General features: G+C 43.5%; 4 protein-coding genes. 2 read left to right on the top strand and 2 right to left on the bottom strand.

Annotated features, from left to right (window positions below; all coding sequences use genetic code 11):
* The first annotated feature begins 289 nt into the window (after nucleotides 1–289).
* Nucleotides 290–6,658, top strand: a complete 6,369-nt coding sequence (locus M1F65_RS05720) for a SpGH101 family endo-alpha-N-acetylgalactosaminidase (RefSeq protein WP_247925618.1) — start codon at nucleotides 290–292, stop codon at nucleotides 6,656–6,658.
* A gap of 140 nt (nucleotides 6,659–6,798) precedes the next feature.
* Nucleotides 6,799–14,943 carry an SIALI-17 repeat-containing surface protein gene (locus tag M1F65_RS05715; protein ID WP_247925617.1) on the top strand — a complete coding sequence of 2,715 codons (8,145 nt, stop codon included), beginning with the start codon at nucleotides 6,799–6,801 and terminating at the stop codon, nucleotides 14,941–14,943.
* A 167-nt stretch (nucleotides 14,944–15,110) separates the two neighbouring features.
* On the opposite strand, the gene pbp1a is transcribed toward M1F65_RS05715, so the two are convergent.
* A complete protein-coding gene (pbp1a, locus tag M1F65_RS05710; RefSeq protein ID WP_001041840.1) occupies nucleotides 15,111–17,279 on the bottom strand; it encodes a penicillin-binding protein PBP1A in 2,169 nt (722 codons plus the stop codon).
* Nucleotides 17,276–17,872 (bottom strand): Holliday junction resolvase RecU, encoded by a 597-nt coding sequence (gene recU / locus M1F65_RS05705; protein ID WP_000248756.1) that lies wholly within the window; start codon nucleotides 17,870–17,872, stop codon nucleotides 17,276–17,278. The genes pbp1a and recU overlap by 4 nt, the downstream gene beginning before the upstream one ends.
* Between the last annotated feature and the right edge of the window lie 14 nt (nucleotides 17,873–17,886).

Below are 17,886 nucleotides of genomic sequence, written 5' to 3'. Positions count from 1 at the left end.
ACTTTAAAAAAGTAAAGGATTTAGCCATTGATATGATGGTTAAGTCCTTTTTTATCTTGGTATAAGTCCCTGAATGATTCCTGAATGATTAGAGATAGGATTTTTCAGAAAAGAGAAAATTTTAGTGAATTTTACCTATTTCCTATTGCTTTCTGCCTTTTTATTTGTTATATTAAAAGTACAATTAATTTTTATTTATAACAGTTAAGCAGAGCACTTTCAGAGAAAGGAGTATTTTTTAAAAAAGAAATGTAAACGCTTACTGGAAAATGAAAGGATTTAGGAGTTCATGGATAAACGATTTTTTGAAAAACGCTGTAAGTTCAGTATTCGTAAGTTTACGCTTGGAGTAGCTTCGGTGATGATTGGAGCGACTTTCTTCGCAGCTAGCCCAGTATTGGCTGATCAAGCAAGAGTTGGTTCAACAGATAATTTGCCGAGTGAACTAGCTGATTTGGATAAGAAGGCTAGTGATGAGGGGCACGATTTTGACAAGGAAGCTGCCGCTCAGAATCCTGGTTCAGCTGAAACTACTGAAGGCCCTCAAACAGAAGAAGAGTTGTTGGCTCAAGAAAAAGAAAAGTCTGAAAAGCCAAGCAATCTGCCAAAAGAATTAGAAGATAAGTTGGAGAAAGCTGAAGACAATGGGCGCGAAGTTGACAAGGATCAATTGGCCCAAGATACTGGGAAGCTCGTCCCAGAAGATGTGGCTAAGACTACTAATGGGGAATTAAACTACGGCGCAACTGTTAAGATTAAGACGCCATCAGGAGAAGGTAGCGGTATTGTCGTTGCTAAAGACCTTGTCTTGACGGTTTCTCATAACTTTATCAAGGACAGCCAAGAAGGCAATATCCGTAAGGTTGTGGACAATGACCAAGGGGATGGAGATATCTATAGCATCTCATATCCAGGATTGCCAGATGTCAAGTTTAGCAAGAAAGATATCATTCATTGGGATCGTGAAGGCTATCTGAAAGGCTTCAAAAATGATTTGGCCCTAGTGAGATTGCGTACAGTTCTAGAAAATACGCCTGTTGAAGTAACTAAAAAGCCAGTTGTTAAGAAAATTGGAGATAAACTCCATGTCTTTGGTTATCCAGAAGGAAAATTGAATCCGATTGTCAATACTACAGTTGATTTTGCGGAACCATACGGAGAAGGTGTCCAAGGGATTGGTTACCAAGGAGGAAAACCGGGTGCTAGTGGCGGCGGTATCTTTGATACAGAAGGCAAACTAGTCGGTGTACACCAAAATGGTGTAGTTGGAAAACGGAGTGGCGGTATTCTCTTCTCACCAGCTCAACTAAAATGGATCCAAGACCACATGCAGGGAATTTCAAGTGTGAAACCAGCAGACTTGGAAGAGAAAGAAAAACCGGCTGAAGAAAAACCAAAAGAGGATAAACCTGCAGCTGCTAAACCTGAAACACCTAAGGCAGTAACTCCTGAATGGCAAACAGTAGCGAATAAAGAGCAACAAGGAACCGTCACTATTCGTGAAGAAAAGGGTGTTCGCTACAATCAATTGTCTTCAACGGCCCAAAATGACAATGATGGCAAACCAGCCTTGTTTGAAAAACAAGGATTGACAGTTGATGCTAATGGAAATGCGACGGTTGATTTAACCTTCAAAGATGATTCTGAAAAGGGCAAATCACGCTTTGGTGTCTTCTTGAAATTTAAAGATACCAAGAACAATGTTTTTGTTGGATATGACCAAGGTGGCTGGTTCTGGGAATACAAAACTCCAGGTAATAGCACATGGTATAAAGGCAACCGTGTGGCAGCACCAGAACCAGGTTCTGTAAATCGTCTTTCTATTACTCTCAAGTCAGATGGACAACTCAATGCCAGCAACAATGATGTAAATCTCTTTGACACAGTGACCCTACCTGGGGCGGTCAATGAGAATCTTAAAAATGAGAAGAAGATCCTTCTCAAGGCAGGAACTTATAGCAATGACCGTACGGTTGTCAGCGTTAAAACAGACAATCAAGAAGGTGTAAAAGCGGATGATACTCCTGCCCAGAAAGAAACAGGTCCGGCTGTTGATGATAGCAAGGTGACTTATGATACGATCCAGTCTAAGGTCCTCAAGGCAGTGATTGACCAAGCCTTTCCACGCGTGAAAGAATATACTTTGAATGGGCATACTTTGCCAGGACAGGTGCAACAGTTCAATCAAGTCTTTATCAATAACCACCGAATCACCCCTGAAGTTACTTATAAGAAAATCAATGAGACAACAGCAGAGTATTTGATGAAGCTTCGCGATGATGCTCACTTAATCAATGCGGAAATGACAGTACGCTTGCAAGTTGTGGATAATCAATTACACTTTGATGTGACCAAGATTGTCAACCACAATCAAGTTACTCCAGGTCAAAAGATTGATGACGAAAGAAAATTGCTTTCAACTATTAGTTTCCTTGGTAATGCTTTGGTCTCTGTTTCGAGTGATCAAGCTGGTGCTAAGTTTGATGGGGCAACCATGTCAAACAATACCCATGTCAGCGGGGATGATCATATCGATGTAACCAATCCAATGAAAGATTTGGCTAAGGGTTACATGTATGGATTTGTTTCTACAGATAAGCTTGCTGCAGGTGTTTGGAGCAATTCTCAAAACAGCTATGGTGGTGGTTCGAATGACTGGACTCGTTTGACAGCCTATAAAGAAACAGTTGGAAATGCCAACTATGTCGGAATTCACAGCTCTGAATGGCAATGGGAAAAGGCTTATAAGGGCATTGTCTTCCCAGAATACACCAAGGAACTTCCAAGTGCCAAGGTTGTTATCACCGAAGATGCCAATGCTGACAACAAAGTCGACTGGCAAGATGGTGCCATTGCTTATCGTAGCATCATGAACAACCCTCAAGGTTGGGAAAAAGTTAAGGATATCACTGCTTACCGTATCGCGATGAACTTTGGCTCACAAGCCCAAAACCCATTCCTTATGACCTTGGATGGTATCAAGAAAATCAATCTCCACACAGATGGTCTTGGGCAAGGTGTTCTCCTTAAAGGTTATGGTAGTGAAGGTCATGACTCTGGACACTTGAACTATGCTGATATTGGTAAACGTATTGGTGGTGTCGAAGACTTCAAGACCTTGATTGAAAAAGCGAAGAAATATGGAGCTCATCTAGGTATCCACGTGAACGCTTCTGAGACTTATCCTGAGTCTAAATACTTTAATGAAAATATTCTTCGTAAGAATCCAGATGGAAGCTACAGCTATGGTTGGAACTGGTTAGACCAAGGTATCAACATCGATGCTGCTTATGACTTGGCGCATGGACGCTTGGCTCGCTGGGAAGACTTGAAGAAAAAACTTGGTGAAGGTCTCGACTTTATCTATGTGGACGTATGGGGCAATGGTCAATCAGGTGATAACGGTGCCTGGGCTACCCACGTTCTTGCTAAAGAAATCAACAAACAAGGCTGGCGTTTTGCGATTGAGTGGGGCCATGGTGGTGAATACGACTCTACCTTCCAACACTGGGCAGCTGACTTGACCTATGGTGGCTACACTAATAAAGGTATCAACAGTGCTATCACCCGCTTTATCCGCAACCACCAAAAAGATTCTTGGGTTGGGGACTACAGAAGTTACGGTGGTGCAGCCAACTACCCACTTCTAGGTGGCTACAGCATGAAAGACTTTGAAGGCTGGCAAGGAAGAAGCGACTACAATGGCTATGTGACTAACCTCTTTGCCCATGACGTCATGACTAAGTACTTCCAACACTTCACTGTAAGTAAATGGGAAAATGGTACACCAGTTACCATGACCGATAATGGTAGCACCTATAAATGGACTCCAGAAATGAAGGTTGAGCTAGTCGATGCAGCAGGTAACAAGGTTGTTGTGACTCGTAAGTCAAATGATGTCAATAGCCCACAATACCGTGAACGTACAGTAACGCTCAACGGACGTGTTATCCAAGATGGTTCAGCTTACTTGACTCCTTGGAACTGGGATGCAAATGGTAAGAAACTTCCTACTGATAAGGAAAAAATGTACTACTTCAATACGCAGGCCGGTGCAACAACTTGGACCCTTCCGAGCGATTGGGCAAAGAGCAAGGTTTACCTTTACAAGCTAACGGACCAAGGTAAGACAGAAGAGCAAGAACTAACTGTAACAGATGGTAAGATTACTCTAGACCTTCTAGCAAATCAACCATACGTTCTTTACCGTTCAAAACAAACCAATCCTGAAATGTCATGGAGCGAAGGCATGCATATCTATGACCAAGGATTTAACAGCGGAACCTTGAAACACTGGACTATTTCAGGAGATGCATCTAAAGCAGAAATCGTTAAGTCTCAAGGTGCAAACGATATGCTTCGTATCCAAGGCAATAAGAGCAAGGTAAGCCTTACTCAGAAACTGACTGGCTTGAAACCAAATACCAAGTATGCTGTTTATGTAGGTGTCGATAACCGTAGTAATGCTAAGGCAAGTATCACTGTGAATACTGGTGAAAAAGAAGTGACTACTTATACCAATAAGTCACTCGCTCTCAACTATATCAAAGCATATGCTCATAATAATCGTCGTGACAATGCTACAGTTGACAATACAAGTTACTTCCAAAATATGTACGCCTTCTTTACAACAGGATCGGACGTCTCAAATGTTACTCTGACTTTGAGTCGTGAAGCTGGTGATGAAGCAACTTACTTTGATGAAATTCGTACCTTTGAAAATAATTCAAGCATGTACGGAGAAAACCATGATACAGGTAAAGGCACCTTCAAACAAGACTTTGAAAATGTTGCTCAAGGAATCTTCCCATTTGTAGTGGGTGGTGTCGAAGGTGTCGAAGACAACCGGACTCACTTGTCTGAAAAACACGATCCATATACACAGCGTGGTTGGAACGGTAAGAAAGTCGATGATGTTATCGAAGGAAATTGGTCATTGAAGACAAATGGACTAGTGAGCCGTCGTAACTTGGTTTACCAAACTATTCCGCAAAACTTCCGCTTTGAGGCAGGTAAGACTTATCGTGTAACCTTTGAATACGAAGCAGGATCAGACAATACCTATGCCTTTGTAGTCGGTAAGGGAGAATTCCAGTCAGGTCGTCGTGGTAGTCAAGCAAGCAACTTGGAAATGCATGAATTGCCAAATACTTGGACAGATTCTAAGAAAGCTAAGAAGGCAACCTTCCTCGTGACAGGTGCAGAAACAGGCGATACTTGGGTAGGTATCTACTCAACTGGAAACGCAAGCAATACTCGTGGTGATTCTGGTGGAAATGCCAACTTCCGTGGTTACAACGATTTCATGATGGACAATCTTCACATCGAGGAAATTACCCTAACAGGTAAGATGTTGACAGAAAATGCTCTCAAGAACTACTTGCCAACTGTAGCCATGACCAACTATACGAAAGAGTCTATGGACGCTTTGAAAGAGGCGGTCTTTAACCTCAGTCAGGCAGATGATGACATTAGCGTGAAAGAGGCGCGTGCAGAGATTGCCAAGATTGAAGCTTTGAAGAATGCTTTGGTTCAGAAGAAGACAGCCTTGGTAGCAGAAGACTTTGAAAGTTTGGATGCGCCAGCTCAACCAGGTGAAGGTCTTGAGAATGCCTTTGATGGTAATGTATCTAGCCTATGGCATACATCTTGGAATGGAGGAGATGTAGGCAAGCCTGCAACCATGGTCTTGAAAGAACCAACTGAAATCACAGGCCTTCGTTATGTTCCACGTGCCTCTGATTCAAATGGAAACTTGCGTGATGTGAAACTGGTTGTCACAGATGAGTCTGGTAAGGAACATACCTTCACAGTGACAGATTGGCCAAATAACAACAAGCCAAAAGACATTGACTTTGGCAAGACAATCAAGGCTAAGAAAATCGTCCTTACTGGTACCAAGACTTACGGAGATGGTGGCGATAAATACCAATCTGCAGCGGAACTTATCTTTACTCGTCCGCAAGTAGCAGAGACTCCTCTTGACTTGTCAGGCTATGAAGCAGCTTTAGCTAAGGCGCAGAAATTGACAGACAAAGAAAACCAAGAGGAAGTGGCTGGAGTTCAGGCGAGCATGAAATATGCGACTGATAATCATCTCTTGACTGAAAGAATGGTGGCCTACTTCGCAGACTATCTCAACCAATTAAAAGATTCTGCTACGAAACCAGACGCTCCGACAAGTAGCAAGGGTGAAGAACAACCACCAGTTCTTGAAGTTCCTGAGTTCAAAGGCGGCGTCAATGCAACAGAAGCAGCTGTACATGAGGTTCCTGAGTTCAAGGGCGGCGTTAATGCGGTCCAAGCCTTGGTTCACGAATTACCAGAATACAAAGGTGGAGCCAATGCGGTTCTAGCAGCTGCAAATGAAGTTCCAGAGTACAAAGGTGGAGCCAATGCAGTTGAGGCCTTGGTGAATGAAAAGCCAGCCTACACAGGTGTATTGGCTACAGCTGGAGATCAAGCAGCTCCAACTGTTGAAAAACCTGAGTACCCGCTCACTCCAAGTCCAGTAGCTGATACCAAAACTCCGGGAGCTAAAGATGAAGAAAAACTACCTGCTACAGGAGAGCACAGCTCAGAAGTAGCCCTCTTCTTAGCAAGTGTGAGCATCGCTTTATCTGCTGCGGTTCTTGCGACAAAACGTAAAGAAGAGTAATGAGATTTGATTTCAGCAGTTCAAAGCAACTCGAATCAAAAAGGAACAAACAGCCGGAGAGGACCTCTTGGTTCTCTCCTTTTTCAAAGGAGAAATGATACCGCTTACTCATGTATGCGGATGAAAGGAATAGGAGAAAGATGGATAGACATTTTTTTGAGAAACGCTGTCACTATAGTATAAGAAAATTTGCAATCGGTGCAGCCTCCGTTATGATTGGTGCTAGTATCTTTGGCGCCAATATGGTTCAGGCGGCAGAAACAGCAACACCTTCAGAGGCAGAGGGAAGTATCACTCATGTTCAAGCTCTGGATAAGTTACCAGATGATTTAGTCGCTGCGCTTGAAAAGGCGGATGCAGAAGCTGCAACAGAAGCAAGTCATGAAGAAACTCCAGCGACAGATGAGGGAACCAATCTTGCAGCAAGTGAAGAGGCAAAACCAGAGACAAGTCCTGCAAGTCCCAAGCCAGCAGAAACGCTGAAACCGGTTGAAACACCAAAGGCAGACAATAAACCAGCTGAAACCACTACACCAGCAGTAAAACCAGCTGAAAAGACAATCGAAGATAGAGAAGATGTCAACCATCTCGAGGGTGCTACTGCTCAGGCGAGCAACCATGAGACTGGTACCAACTTTACTGCAGATAAGGCTATCGATGGAGATGACAATACCCGTTGGGCTACAGATAGAGATGCAGTAAAACCAACTTTTGAATTAACTCTTCCAAAAACTACCCTCATCAAGCATGTAGAAATTGACTGGGATCGTCGTCTTCGTAATGGGCAAAATGACCCTAATATCAAATCTTGGAGTCTCTATTACGCAGGCCAAGAAGACGTGGGCGCTAACGGAGAAAAACAATGGAAACTCGCTCATACCAAGACTGGAGAACCTGTTTTAGATGAGAAAGTTGACCTAGCTGAAAGTATCAAAGCTAAGTATCTTAAGTTAGAAATTAACGACTACCAAGCTGGTACAATGAACTGGAGAAACGTTGGTATCCAAGAAATTCGAGCTTATTCGAATATTCCTGATACAAGTAAGGTAACGGATATCCGCCAAGTAACCGAACTAACAGTAGCAGAAGATGGACAGTCTCTTGTCTTACCAACTTTACCAGGGAAAGTTAGCCTTATCGGAAGCAACAAGCAAGGTGTGATTGACCTTCAAAATCACATCCATAAACCTCTAACAGATCAACGCGTCAAGGTCATGGTCCAACAAATCAGAGACAGTCATACTTTCACTAAGGAATTTGAAGTAGTCATCAAGGGTCTACATCAGAACGAGGGTGTAGGTGTCAAACCAAAAGTAGCACCAGCTGTTCAACAATGGTATGGGAAAGAAGGCCAATCTTCTATCACTTCAGATACAGTCCTTGCGACAGGTGATTCTGGCTTTGATCAGGCAGCAACCTTCTACCAGTCAGACCTTGCTAGCCGTGGATTGGAACTAGCAACAGGTGACAAGCAAGCTCAAAAACGAATCGAATTTAAAAAGGTTGAAAACAAAGGTTATGGCAAGGAAGGCTATGGCATCACTATCCAAGATGATGTGATTACCATCGAAGCTGCCACAAACACAGGAGCCTTCTACGCCACTCGGACCCTTCTTCAAATGGGAGAAAGTAACCTCCAAAATGGCGAAATTCGTGATTTCCCAAGTTTCAGCCACCGTGGCTTTATGCTAGATACAGGTCGTAAATTTATCCCTTACGACACTCTTGTAGACATCATGCTCAACATGGCTTACTACAAGATGAACGACTTGCAGTTGCACCTCAACGATAACTATATCTTCCTAAAGGAACACTTGGCAGGTAAGAATTTAAGTCCAGAAGAACAACTCAAGTATGTACTTGAACACGCTAAGACTGGTTTCCGTGTGGAGACAGATATTGTCGGTAAGAATGGTCAAAAATTGACATCAGATGAGCATTATACCAAGGAAGAAATGCAAAATCTGATTAAACTTGCCAAGGCCTTGCATATCAACCTAGTGCCAGAAATTGACACACCAGGTCACGCCTTGTCCTTTGTCAAAGTCCGCCCAGACCTCATGTATCAAGGTAGTTTGAGTGATTATGCTGGCAAACACAATGTTGAACGTGTTGCCATGCTCGATCTAGATAATAAATACGATGAAACGCTAGCTTTTGTCAAATCAGTTTATGACAAACTTCTCGATGGTCCAGATGCACCGCTTCATGGCGTGTCCACTGTTCATATCGGAACGGATGAATACTATGGCAGTCGCGAAAGCTATCGCCGCTATGTCAATGACCTTATCAAATACATTAAAGGAAAAGGTTACACCCCTCGTATCTGGGGATCGCTCAGTGCGAAACGTGGGAACACACCTGTTGATTGGAACGGAGTAGAGGTTGATATCTGGAGTATCGGATGGCAACGACCAAATGAAGCCATTGCTCAGGGAGCTAAGATTATCAACATCACGGATGTACCGACCTATAGTGTGCCAAGTGGAAGCAATAGTCAAGCAGCCTACGGGGACTATGCTAACTACGAACGTCAGTACAATAGCTGGACACCGAATGATTTTAGAACAGGTGGAGGTCCACTTCTACCAGCTTCTCATCCAAGTATCCTTGGTGGTGGGCACGCAGTTTGGAATGACAATATTGACCTTCATGAGACCGGTTTGACCTCTTATGATATCTTTAAACGCTTCTTCAAGAGCATGCAAACTACTGCGGAGCGCACTTGGGGATCTGACCGTGCAGCTGCGACCTTTGCAGAACGTACCCTACCAACGAGCCCTTATGCGCCACAGTCAAATCCTGATAGAGCGATTGATCAAAGTGATTTGTTTACTATCAATCCTGAAACAGTTAAGGACTATGCAAGCAAGAAGGTGAAGACAAGCGAACAGGGATTGGCTTTTGAGAAAGACAGCAGTATCGAAGGCTTGGCTGGTGATGTTGGTCCAAGTCATGTCTTGAAGTTTGATGTGACTGTCACTGGAGACGGGGAACAAACCTTCTCAACAAGTGGGGACAACCGTATCTATCTAGCTGATAAAGATGGTTATCTTGCTTATCAATTTGAACAGTTCCATATCCAGTTCAAGAAAAAACTGGAGAAGAACAAACGTTATCAAATCTCTATTGTGACCAAACCACAATCAACTGAAGTTTATGTGGATGGTGAGAAGATTGAGCGTATCGCAAATCCAGAATACCCTCGCTTTGCCCACAATAGCTTGGTTCTACCGCTTGAAAGCATCGGTGGTTTCAAAGGGATCCTGCATAGTGCAGAGTTGTCAGACAAACCATTTGTAAATCCTCGTTTGATTTCAAATGATAAGATTACAGCAACGGCAAGCAGTCAGCAACTTCCAGGAAACGCGACTGAAGGCGCTGTTGAAAAGGCCTTTGACAATGATCCAAATACCTTCTGGCATACTAAGTGGACTGGTGACACTGCGCCATACACCCTTACTATGACCTTGAAAGAAGCAGAAAAAGTCAATGGCTTGACGTATCTCCCACGTCCTGGTGGTGGAAATGGTGTTGTGACGCGCTACGAAATCTACGCACAAAAAGATGGCCAAATGGTCAAGGTTTCAGAAGGAAGCTGGGACAATAACGCCCAAGAAAAAACAGTCAACTTTGCGGCGGTAGATACCAACAAGATTGAGTTGAAAGTATTGGAAGGCGTTGGTGGTTTTGCAAGTGCAGCTGAAGTTCATCTATTGAAACCTGTTAAAGAAGAGCAAGAAACGCCTACACCAAGTCAACCAGAAAAACCAACTACACCAGAGAAACCAAAAGTAGACCAAACCGGTGATGGAACAGTTGAATTGGCAGATCAATTCACTGCAAGTAAACCAGCTAGCGAAGATAGCATTGCAGCTGCCAGCAAGAGCGCAGACTATCTCAAGAAAGAGTACAAGGTCTTCCCAACGCCACAAAAAGTAACTTATGGCGAAGGTGTTATAGCCCTTCGTAAGCAAGTCAATCTGGTCATGGGCGATCAACTCGATATCTATACTCGTAATCGCTTGAAGAGTGTCTTGCAGGACAATCAAGTATCTTATACAACTGGTAAGGCAGCAATCGCTGGCGCAACCAACATCTATCTTGGAGTGCATGGACAAGGTTCACAAGCAGAGCAAAACTTGTCCAAGGTTTCAGCAGGTCTCTTTGACAAGATTGACGCCTATGTCTTGAGTATCAAGGATAATTCGATTTCTATCGTCGGAAAAGACACTGATGCAGTCTTCTATGGTTTGACAACCTTGAAACACATGCTCAAGGAAAGCCAAGTACCAGTCCTTCGCAATGTAACAGTAGAAGATTACGCAGAGCTCAAGAACCGTGGTTTCATCGAAGGATACTATGGAAACCCATGGTCGAATGCCGATCGTGCAGAACTCATGCGTTTTGGTGGCGATTTGAAATTGAACCAATACTTCTTTGCACCAAAAGATGATCCATACCACAACAAGAAATGGCGTGAACTCTATCCGGAAGAAAAACTAGCTGAAATCCGTGAACTTGCTCGTGTCGGAAATCAAAGTAAAACACGCTATGTCTGGACTATCCATCCATTCATGAACAACCGTATCCGCTTTGGCAATGAAGCGCATTACCAAGAAGATTTGGCAACCATCAAGGCCAAATTTACCCAGTTGATGAAAGTGGGTGTCCGCGAATTTGGTATCCTTGCAGATGATGCTCCAAGCCCAGTCGGAGGCTACAATAGCTACAACCGCTTGATGCAAGATATGACCAAGTGGTTGACTGAAATGCAGGGAACTTACAGCGGTCTTCGTAAAGAAATGATCTTTGTTCCTGGCCAGTATTGGGGTAATGGACGTGAAGATGAGTTGAAATCCCTCAATGAAAATCTCCCAAGTTCAACATCAATGACCTTGACGGGTGGTAAGATTTGGGGTGAAGTCTCTGAAAGCTTCCTTTCAACTCTCAAGAACAATCTATCCGCAGGTGGCAAGACCTATCGCCCAGTTTCACTTTGGATTAACTGGCCTGTAACAGATAACTCGAAACAACACTTGATTCTAGGTGGTGGTGAGAAATTCCTTCATCCAAATGTGGATCCAAGCTTGCTGTCTGGTATCATGTTGAACCCAATGCAACAGTCTGAACCATCTAAGATTGCCCTCTTTTCAGGAGCTCAATACTCATGGAAACAGTGGAAATCAGAAGAAGAAGCTAAGAAAATCAATGATATTGCCTTCAACTTTGTAGAAAATGGTCATTTTGAAGATAGCAAGGTATCAGCAGCCTTCCGTGAACTTGGTAAGCACATGATCAACCAAAACATGGATAATCGTGTCGTCAAACTAGAAGAATCTGTAGACTTGGCTCCAAAATTAACAGACTTCATGACCAAGCTCAAAGCAGGTCAGGATGTGACTGCCGAACGTGCAGCCTTGCGAGCTGAATTTACCAAGATTAAAGAAGCAGCTGAACTCTATAAAGCATCAGGCGATAAAAAAATGGTTGCCCAAATCCACTATTGGTTGGATAATGCAATCGACCAAATGAATGCTCTCGATGCCTTCCTTACAGGAACTGAAGCCATGGCTACAAACGATGCAGCCAAACTTTGGGATAGCTACTATAAAGGTTTGAAATTGTACGAACAGTCTCAAACTCACACCTTCCATTATGTAGACCATATGGAAAAAGCTGAATTGGGTGTTCAACATATTCGTCCATTTATCCTATCCTTGAAAGAAGTTCTAGCGTCTGAAGTTCAAAAAGTCTTGCATCCAGATCAAATCATCAGTACCTTTATCACCAATCGAACAGGTGTAGAGGGTGGTTTGGCAGAAGTAACGGATGGCGATTTGGCAACTCATGCGATTATTAAATCACCAAATAGCATCAAGACAGGTGATTATATTGGTATGAAGTTCAACAAACCAGTAGCGATTCAAACCTTGACCTTTGCTATGGGAACGCAGGCCAATCCACGTGATACCTTTAGTAAGGCAGAAGTGCAGTATCAAGATGAAAATGATAACTGGGTAACTTTGAAAGAGCCAAGCTATGTCGGAAATGAATCCCTTCTTAAGTTTGAAAATCTCAATATCAAGGCCAAGGCAGTTCGCATGATTGCGACAGCAGACCGCGAGAACACTTGGTTTGCAGTTCAGGAAATTGCAGTCAACCGTCCAGTTGAAAAAGCTCGTAGCCAACAAGCAACGACAGTTAGTCTAAGCTCAAATCTAGTTTATAAACTAAATACCTCAGCCCGTCAAATCACTGATGGCAAGGACAATACAGAAGCCATGATGGCAAATGCTGATGGAAGCAATACAACTCCAGTAGATGCCTGGGCACAACTGGACCTCGGTGAAGTCAAGTCAGTCACTAAAGTACGACTTCGCCAAGGAACGGGTGATAAGCTTGCTGCAGGTGTACTTGAGTACTCTACAGATGGGACTGCATGGCAAGAGTTAGATCGCCTATCAGGAGAACAAACCAAGGAAGTGACCAGAGCTATTAATGCTCGTTACATCCGAGTCCGCAATACCAAGGCTCTCGACCTATGGTGGCGTATCCAGGACTTCTCTGTTGAGACACGTTCTGGAAATAGTGAGTTAACAGACACCAACGTGGAATCATTGAAGGAAACGCCGGTGGTGGATAGCTTGGGCAGTTACGAGCTTCAAATTCCAGCTGGAACCAAACTCCCTGCTCATAGCTATCTAGGAATGAAGCTTGACCGTATCCATCAGATCAAGAGCATCCAGCTCCAAGGCCAGGCCAACCCTGCTCTTAGCCTTGAGTACTCTGCAAATGCGCAAGAGTGGACGCCAGCTAGCCAGTTGACAGACAGATCTGTAGTGAGTCACTTGGTACGTTATGTGCGTCTGGTCAATAAAACAGATCAGGAGCAAGCTATTACAGCGACTTCTCTCCTTGTGACGACTAAAGAAGTGCAACCAACCAAACTAGAATCTACAACAATGGGCATTCATCCAACATACGGAAGCAATGATGTTCGTAAGCTGAACAACCTAGATCAACTATTTGACGGTGTTTATAACAACTTCGTTGAGTTTTCAGACTACGCCCATAAAGATGGTCACGTAACCTTGAAACTTGGTAGCGAACGTACCATCAAGAAGATCAGAGCCTACATCCAAGACGGAACTCAAAACTACCTTCGTGATGGGAAGATCCAAGTCAGCCAAGACGGTAAAACTTGGACAGATGTCGTGACAGTAGGAGATGGTGTGGCCAATAGCCAACACGATGATTCATTGACAGATGGTTGGACACATGATTCTAAGATGCCAGGAAATCGCTATATCGAGGGTGAATTGACGACACCAGTTAAGGCTAACTATCTCCGTGTCCTCTATACAGCAGACTATGACGCCCGTTTTGTAGGCTTTACAGAATTGGTCATCAACGATGGTGAATTTGTCAAACCAATCAATGATCCAACAGTAGAAGGAAGTAGTGGAGAAAGCCAGGGCAACCTTTATAATAATCTTGTAGACGGCAAAGTCTTGACCAGCTACAAGTCTGAAAAAGATAAGGGCGAGTTGGTTTATCACTTGTCTGAATCAACCAAAGCTAACCACCTTCGTCTCGTTTCCAGTCTTCCTGAAGGAGCGAAAGCACGTATTCTTGCTAGAACACTCAAGGATGGTCAAGACAGCTGGACAGACCTCGGTGCCATTACATCTAGTCTCCAAACTTTTGCTATCCGAAATGGCGGCTCTCTTCTAGACGTCAAATTAGTCTGGGAGGGCGGCAAGGCTGAGTTTTATGAATTGGCAAGCTTCCATCAAGAATTAACAGAAGAATCGGTTCAATCAAGTAAGGGTGAAGAGCCAGCACCCGTTCTTGAGGTTCCTGAATTCACAGGTGGTGTCAATGCAGTTGAAGCCTTGGTACATGAGCTTCCAGAGTACACAGGCCCAGTAGCGACAGTAGGTGACCAAGCTGCTCCAACAGTAGAGAAACCTGAGTTCAAGGGTGGTGTCAATGCAGTGATGGCTCTAGTGCATGAATTGCCAGAATACACAGGCCCGCTAGCAACAGTAGGTGATCAAGCTGCTCCAACAGTAGAGAAACCTGAGTTTAAACTTAGCTCACTTGCTTCAGATGAAGATAAGGCACCGGCACCGGAACTAAAACAAGAAGTGACGAAGCGAGAAACAGCTGAACAAAGCTTGCCAGCAACAGGTGAGAGTCAATCTGACACAGCCCTCTTCCTAGCAGGAGTTAGCCTAGCCCTATCTGCTCTCTTTGTAGCAAAAACAAAGAAAGACTAGTATTTAGTAAAACCTCTTAACAAGATTACGAAATCCGTTTCCTATCTTTCCCAATGAGGTTTAAAGTACAGAAAAAGCCTGAGAAGACATCTTCTCAGGCTTTTGTTAAGCATATAAATGCAATAGTGCTATGAAAAAATCACCCAGAAAAATCTGGGTGATAAATGTTATGGTTGTGCTGGTTGAGGATTCTGATTTTGGTTCTGGTTTTGTTGACCAGGCGTTGTATTTGGTTGCTGGTTATTGGTATTATTGTTTGCACTATTATTCGTGCTTGGAGTAGTTGAGCTTGACTGTGAAGTTGAACTTTCTGATGTCGAGCTCGAACTTTCTGGTGTTGGGGCCTGTTGCGGAGCAGGAGCAGTCCATGCAGAACGAGCACCGTTTTTAAAGACGAACTCACCACTTCGATAGAGACCTTCTGGCATAGTCCAGTCGCCAGGGTTGTTATCCTCAGACAGATAAGTCATCATTGAACGGTAAACCTTAGCTGCAACATAGAAGCCATCACCAACGATAGGAGTCAGGCGGTTTGAGTAACCTGTCCATACCGCCATTGAATATTTGCGAGTATAACCAACAAACATTTCGTCTGGAGCTACATAACCAGTATTTTTGATGTAGTTTTCAATTTCATCATCTGTATAGTTTGATGTACCAGTCTTACCAGCTTGAGGTAGCCAAGGGAGATAAGCACCACGACCCGTTCCGTATGCCAAGACAGTCTTCATCATTTCTGTCATCATATAGGCGGTCGTCTCTTTCATGGCACGAGTACCAGGATCAGCGTATTCTTTTGAGCTACCATCACTAAAGACGATTTTGTTGATATACATTGGTTTATGGTAGATACCACCGTTAGCAAAAGCAGCGTAAGCAGCAGCCATTTTCTCACTACTTGCTCCGTACTTTTTGTTTGACTCAGTCGTATTACTTGAAATCGCGTTGGCATAGTGCATATCTGGATAGTCAATACCGATTCCATTTAGGAAGGTCTTGGCTCTATCCAAACCGACTTTGTTCAAGGTTTCTACGGCTGTAACATTCCGTGATTGTTGGAGCGCATATTGGATGGTGATGTTTCCAAAATAACTTCTATCCCAGTTGTAAACAGGGGTATCTGTTCCAGGATAGTTGTATGGAACATCATGTACAATCGAAGCAGTTGAGTCGTAGATGTCATACTCCAAGGCAGGAGCATAGTCTGTGATTGGCTTCATGGTAGAACCCCAGTCACGGTTGGTTTCAACAGCTTGGTTGATTCCGAAGGAAACATTGCTTGATTGGTGACGAGAACCTAACTGAGCAATGACTTTCCCGTTTGTCACATCCACAATCGTTGAAGCTACTTGCATTTCATCATCTGGATAGTTGACATACTCGTCGGTATTGTAGATATCCCAGAGATGTTGTTGAACTTTAGGATCAACGTTGGTGTAGACATCCATACCAGTCGTTAAGAGATTGTAGCCTGTTTCTTGTTCGACTTGATCGATTACCTCTTTGAGATAGTTGTCCATGTATGGAGGATAACTATTAGCCGATTTTAGACTTTGAAGTCCATCTGTAATCGGAGTATTAATCGCTTTTTCATATTGCTCAGCTGAAATGTAACCTTGTCCCTTCATCTCAGAGAGGACGAGATTACGACGTTCTTGAGCAGCTTCTGGATGCGAGTATGGATCATACTGGTTTGGAGCCTGAGGCATACCAGCAAGGAGAGCCAATTGAGGAATACTTAAATCTTTGAGATCCTTGCCATAGTAACTTTGGGCAGCTGTCTGCATTCCGTAGTTACCGTTTGACATGTAAACCTTGTTGATGTAGTAGGTCAAGATCTCTTGTTTAGTCGCTTTTTGTTCTAGCTGAACAGCTAACCAAGCTTCCTGGGCCTTACGAGAAAGAGTCTGATCAGAAGTTGACGTAGAGAAGTAAGTTAATTTAATCAACTGCTGTGTCAAGGTGGAAGCTCCTTGCAGACCTCCACCACCACGAAGGTTTCGGAGGGTAGCACCTAGGATACGGATCGTGTCGATTCCTCGGTGATTAAAGAAGCGATGGTCCTCAATCGAAACAATAGCGTTGACCAAATCGGTCGGTATTTCGTTTGCTTGGGCATTGACCCGACGTTCTGATCCAAGATCAGCGATAAGCTCGTCATTGCTATCATAGATCTTACTTGACGTTGTAGCGACTAGTTTACTTTCAGAAAGTTCGGGAGCCTTGCTAACATAGTAGAGGAAGAGACCACCACCAAGCATTACAGCTGCGATAAATACAGTTAAGAGACTGATACTGACATACTTAGCTATTCGCAGAAAAGTTTGTTTGTTCATCTTGTTTTACCACCTAGTAAATGTTCTTTGATAATGTCGAGATAGGGAATTTGAGGAAAGGCACCCGGCTCAATCCTATATCCATTTTCTCGAATATATCCAAGTGGCATTGACTTCTGTCCCTTATCTTGATGATAGAAACGGATGAGGTCAATAGCCGGCAATAAGTAGGTTTCTTGCTGAGAAGAAAAGTGAAGGAGTACAAAGCAGATTCCTTGCTGGGCAAGGACTTGTTCCATATGCTGGATCTGATGGAGATGAAAATTCTTCATCGGTATCGCATGTTTTTGCCTGGTTTCCTTTGCTTCAAAGTCGATGTAGTATCCATCATAAACCCCTGAATAGTCAGTAGTTGAGGCTTGTCTAAAGTAGGCTTCAACGATCTTGGCTCGACTTCGTTGGGGATAGTCGACACGTACGATTTGGATGGGAGTCGGTTTCTTGTGAATAACAGCTAACCCATGCGACAAATAGTAGTCGTTCGTAGCATTGATCATCTTTTCAAAAGACATTCCCCGATTTGCGAAATTTTTAGTTTGTGACAGGGGTGCTTGTCTCTTTTGAGATGAAATTTTATGTGGATAGTTGACCATAATTCTCCTTATTG

Origin of the sequence: Streptococcus oralis, assembly GCF_023109195.1 — a bacterium.
In the GTDB taxonomy this organism is placed as follows: domain Bacteria; phylum Bacillota; class Bacilli; order Lactobacillales; family Streptococcaceae; genus Streptococcus; species Streptococcus oralis_BV.
Note: the sequence above shows the minus strand (reverse complement) of the source record. Positions and strands in the feature narration are given on the sequence as shown.

Excerpts from the sequence above, each read along its gene's own strand:
- M1F65_RS05715 (WP_247925617.1), top strand. The coding sequence starts at position 6,799 with ATGGATAGACATTTTTTTGAGAAACGCTGTCACTATAGTATAAGAAAA.
- M1F65_RS05720 (WP_247925618.1), top strand. The coding sequence starts at position 290 with ATGGATAAACGATTTTTTGAAAAACGCTGTAAGTTCAGTATTCGTAAG.
- recU (WP_000248756.1), bottom strand. The coding sequence starts at position 17,872 with ATGGTCAACTATCCACATAAAATTTCATCTCAAAAGAGACAAGCACCC.
- pbp1a (WP_001041840.1), bottom strand. The coding sequence starts at position 17,279 with ATGAACAAACAAACTTTTCTGCGAATAGCTAAGTATGTCAGTATCAGT.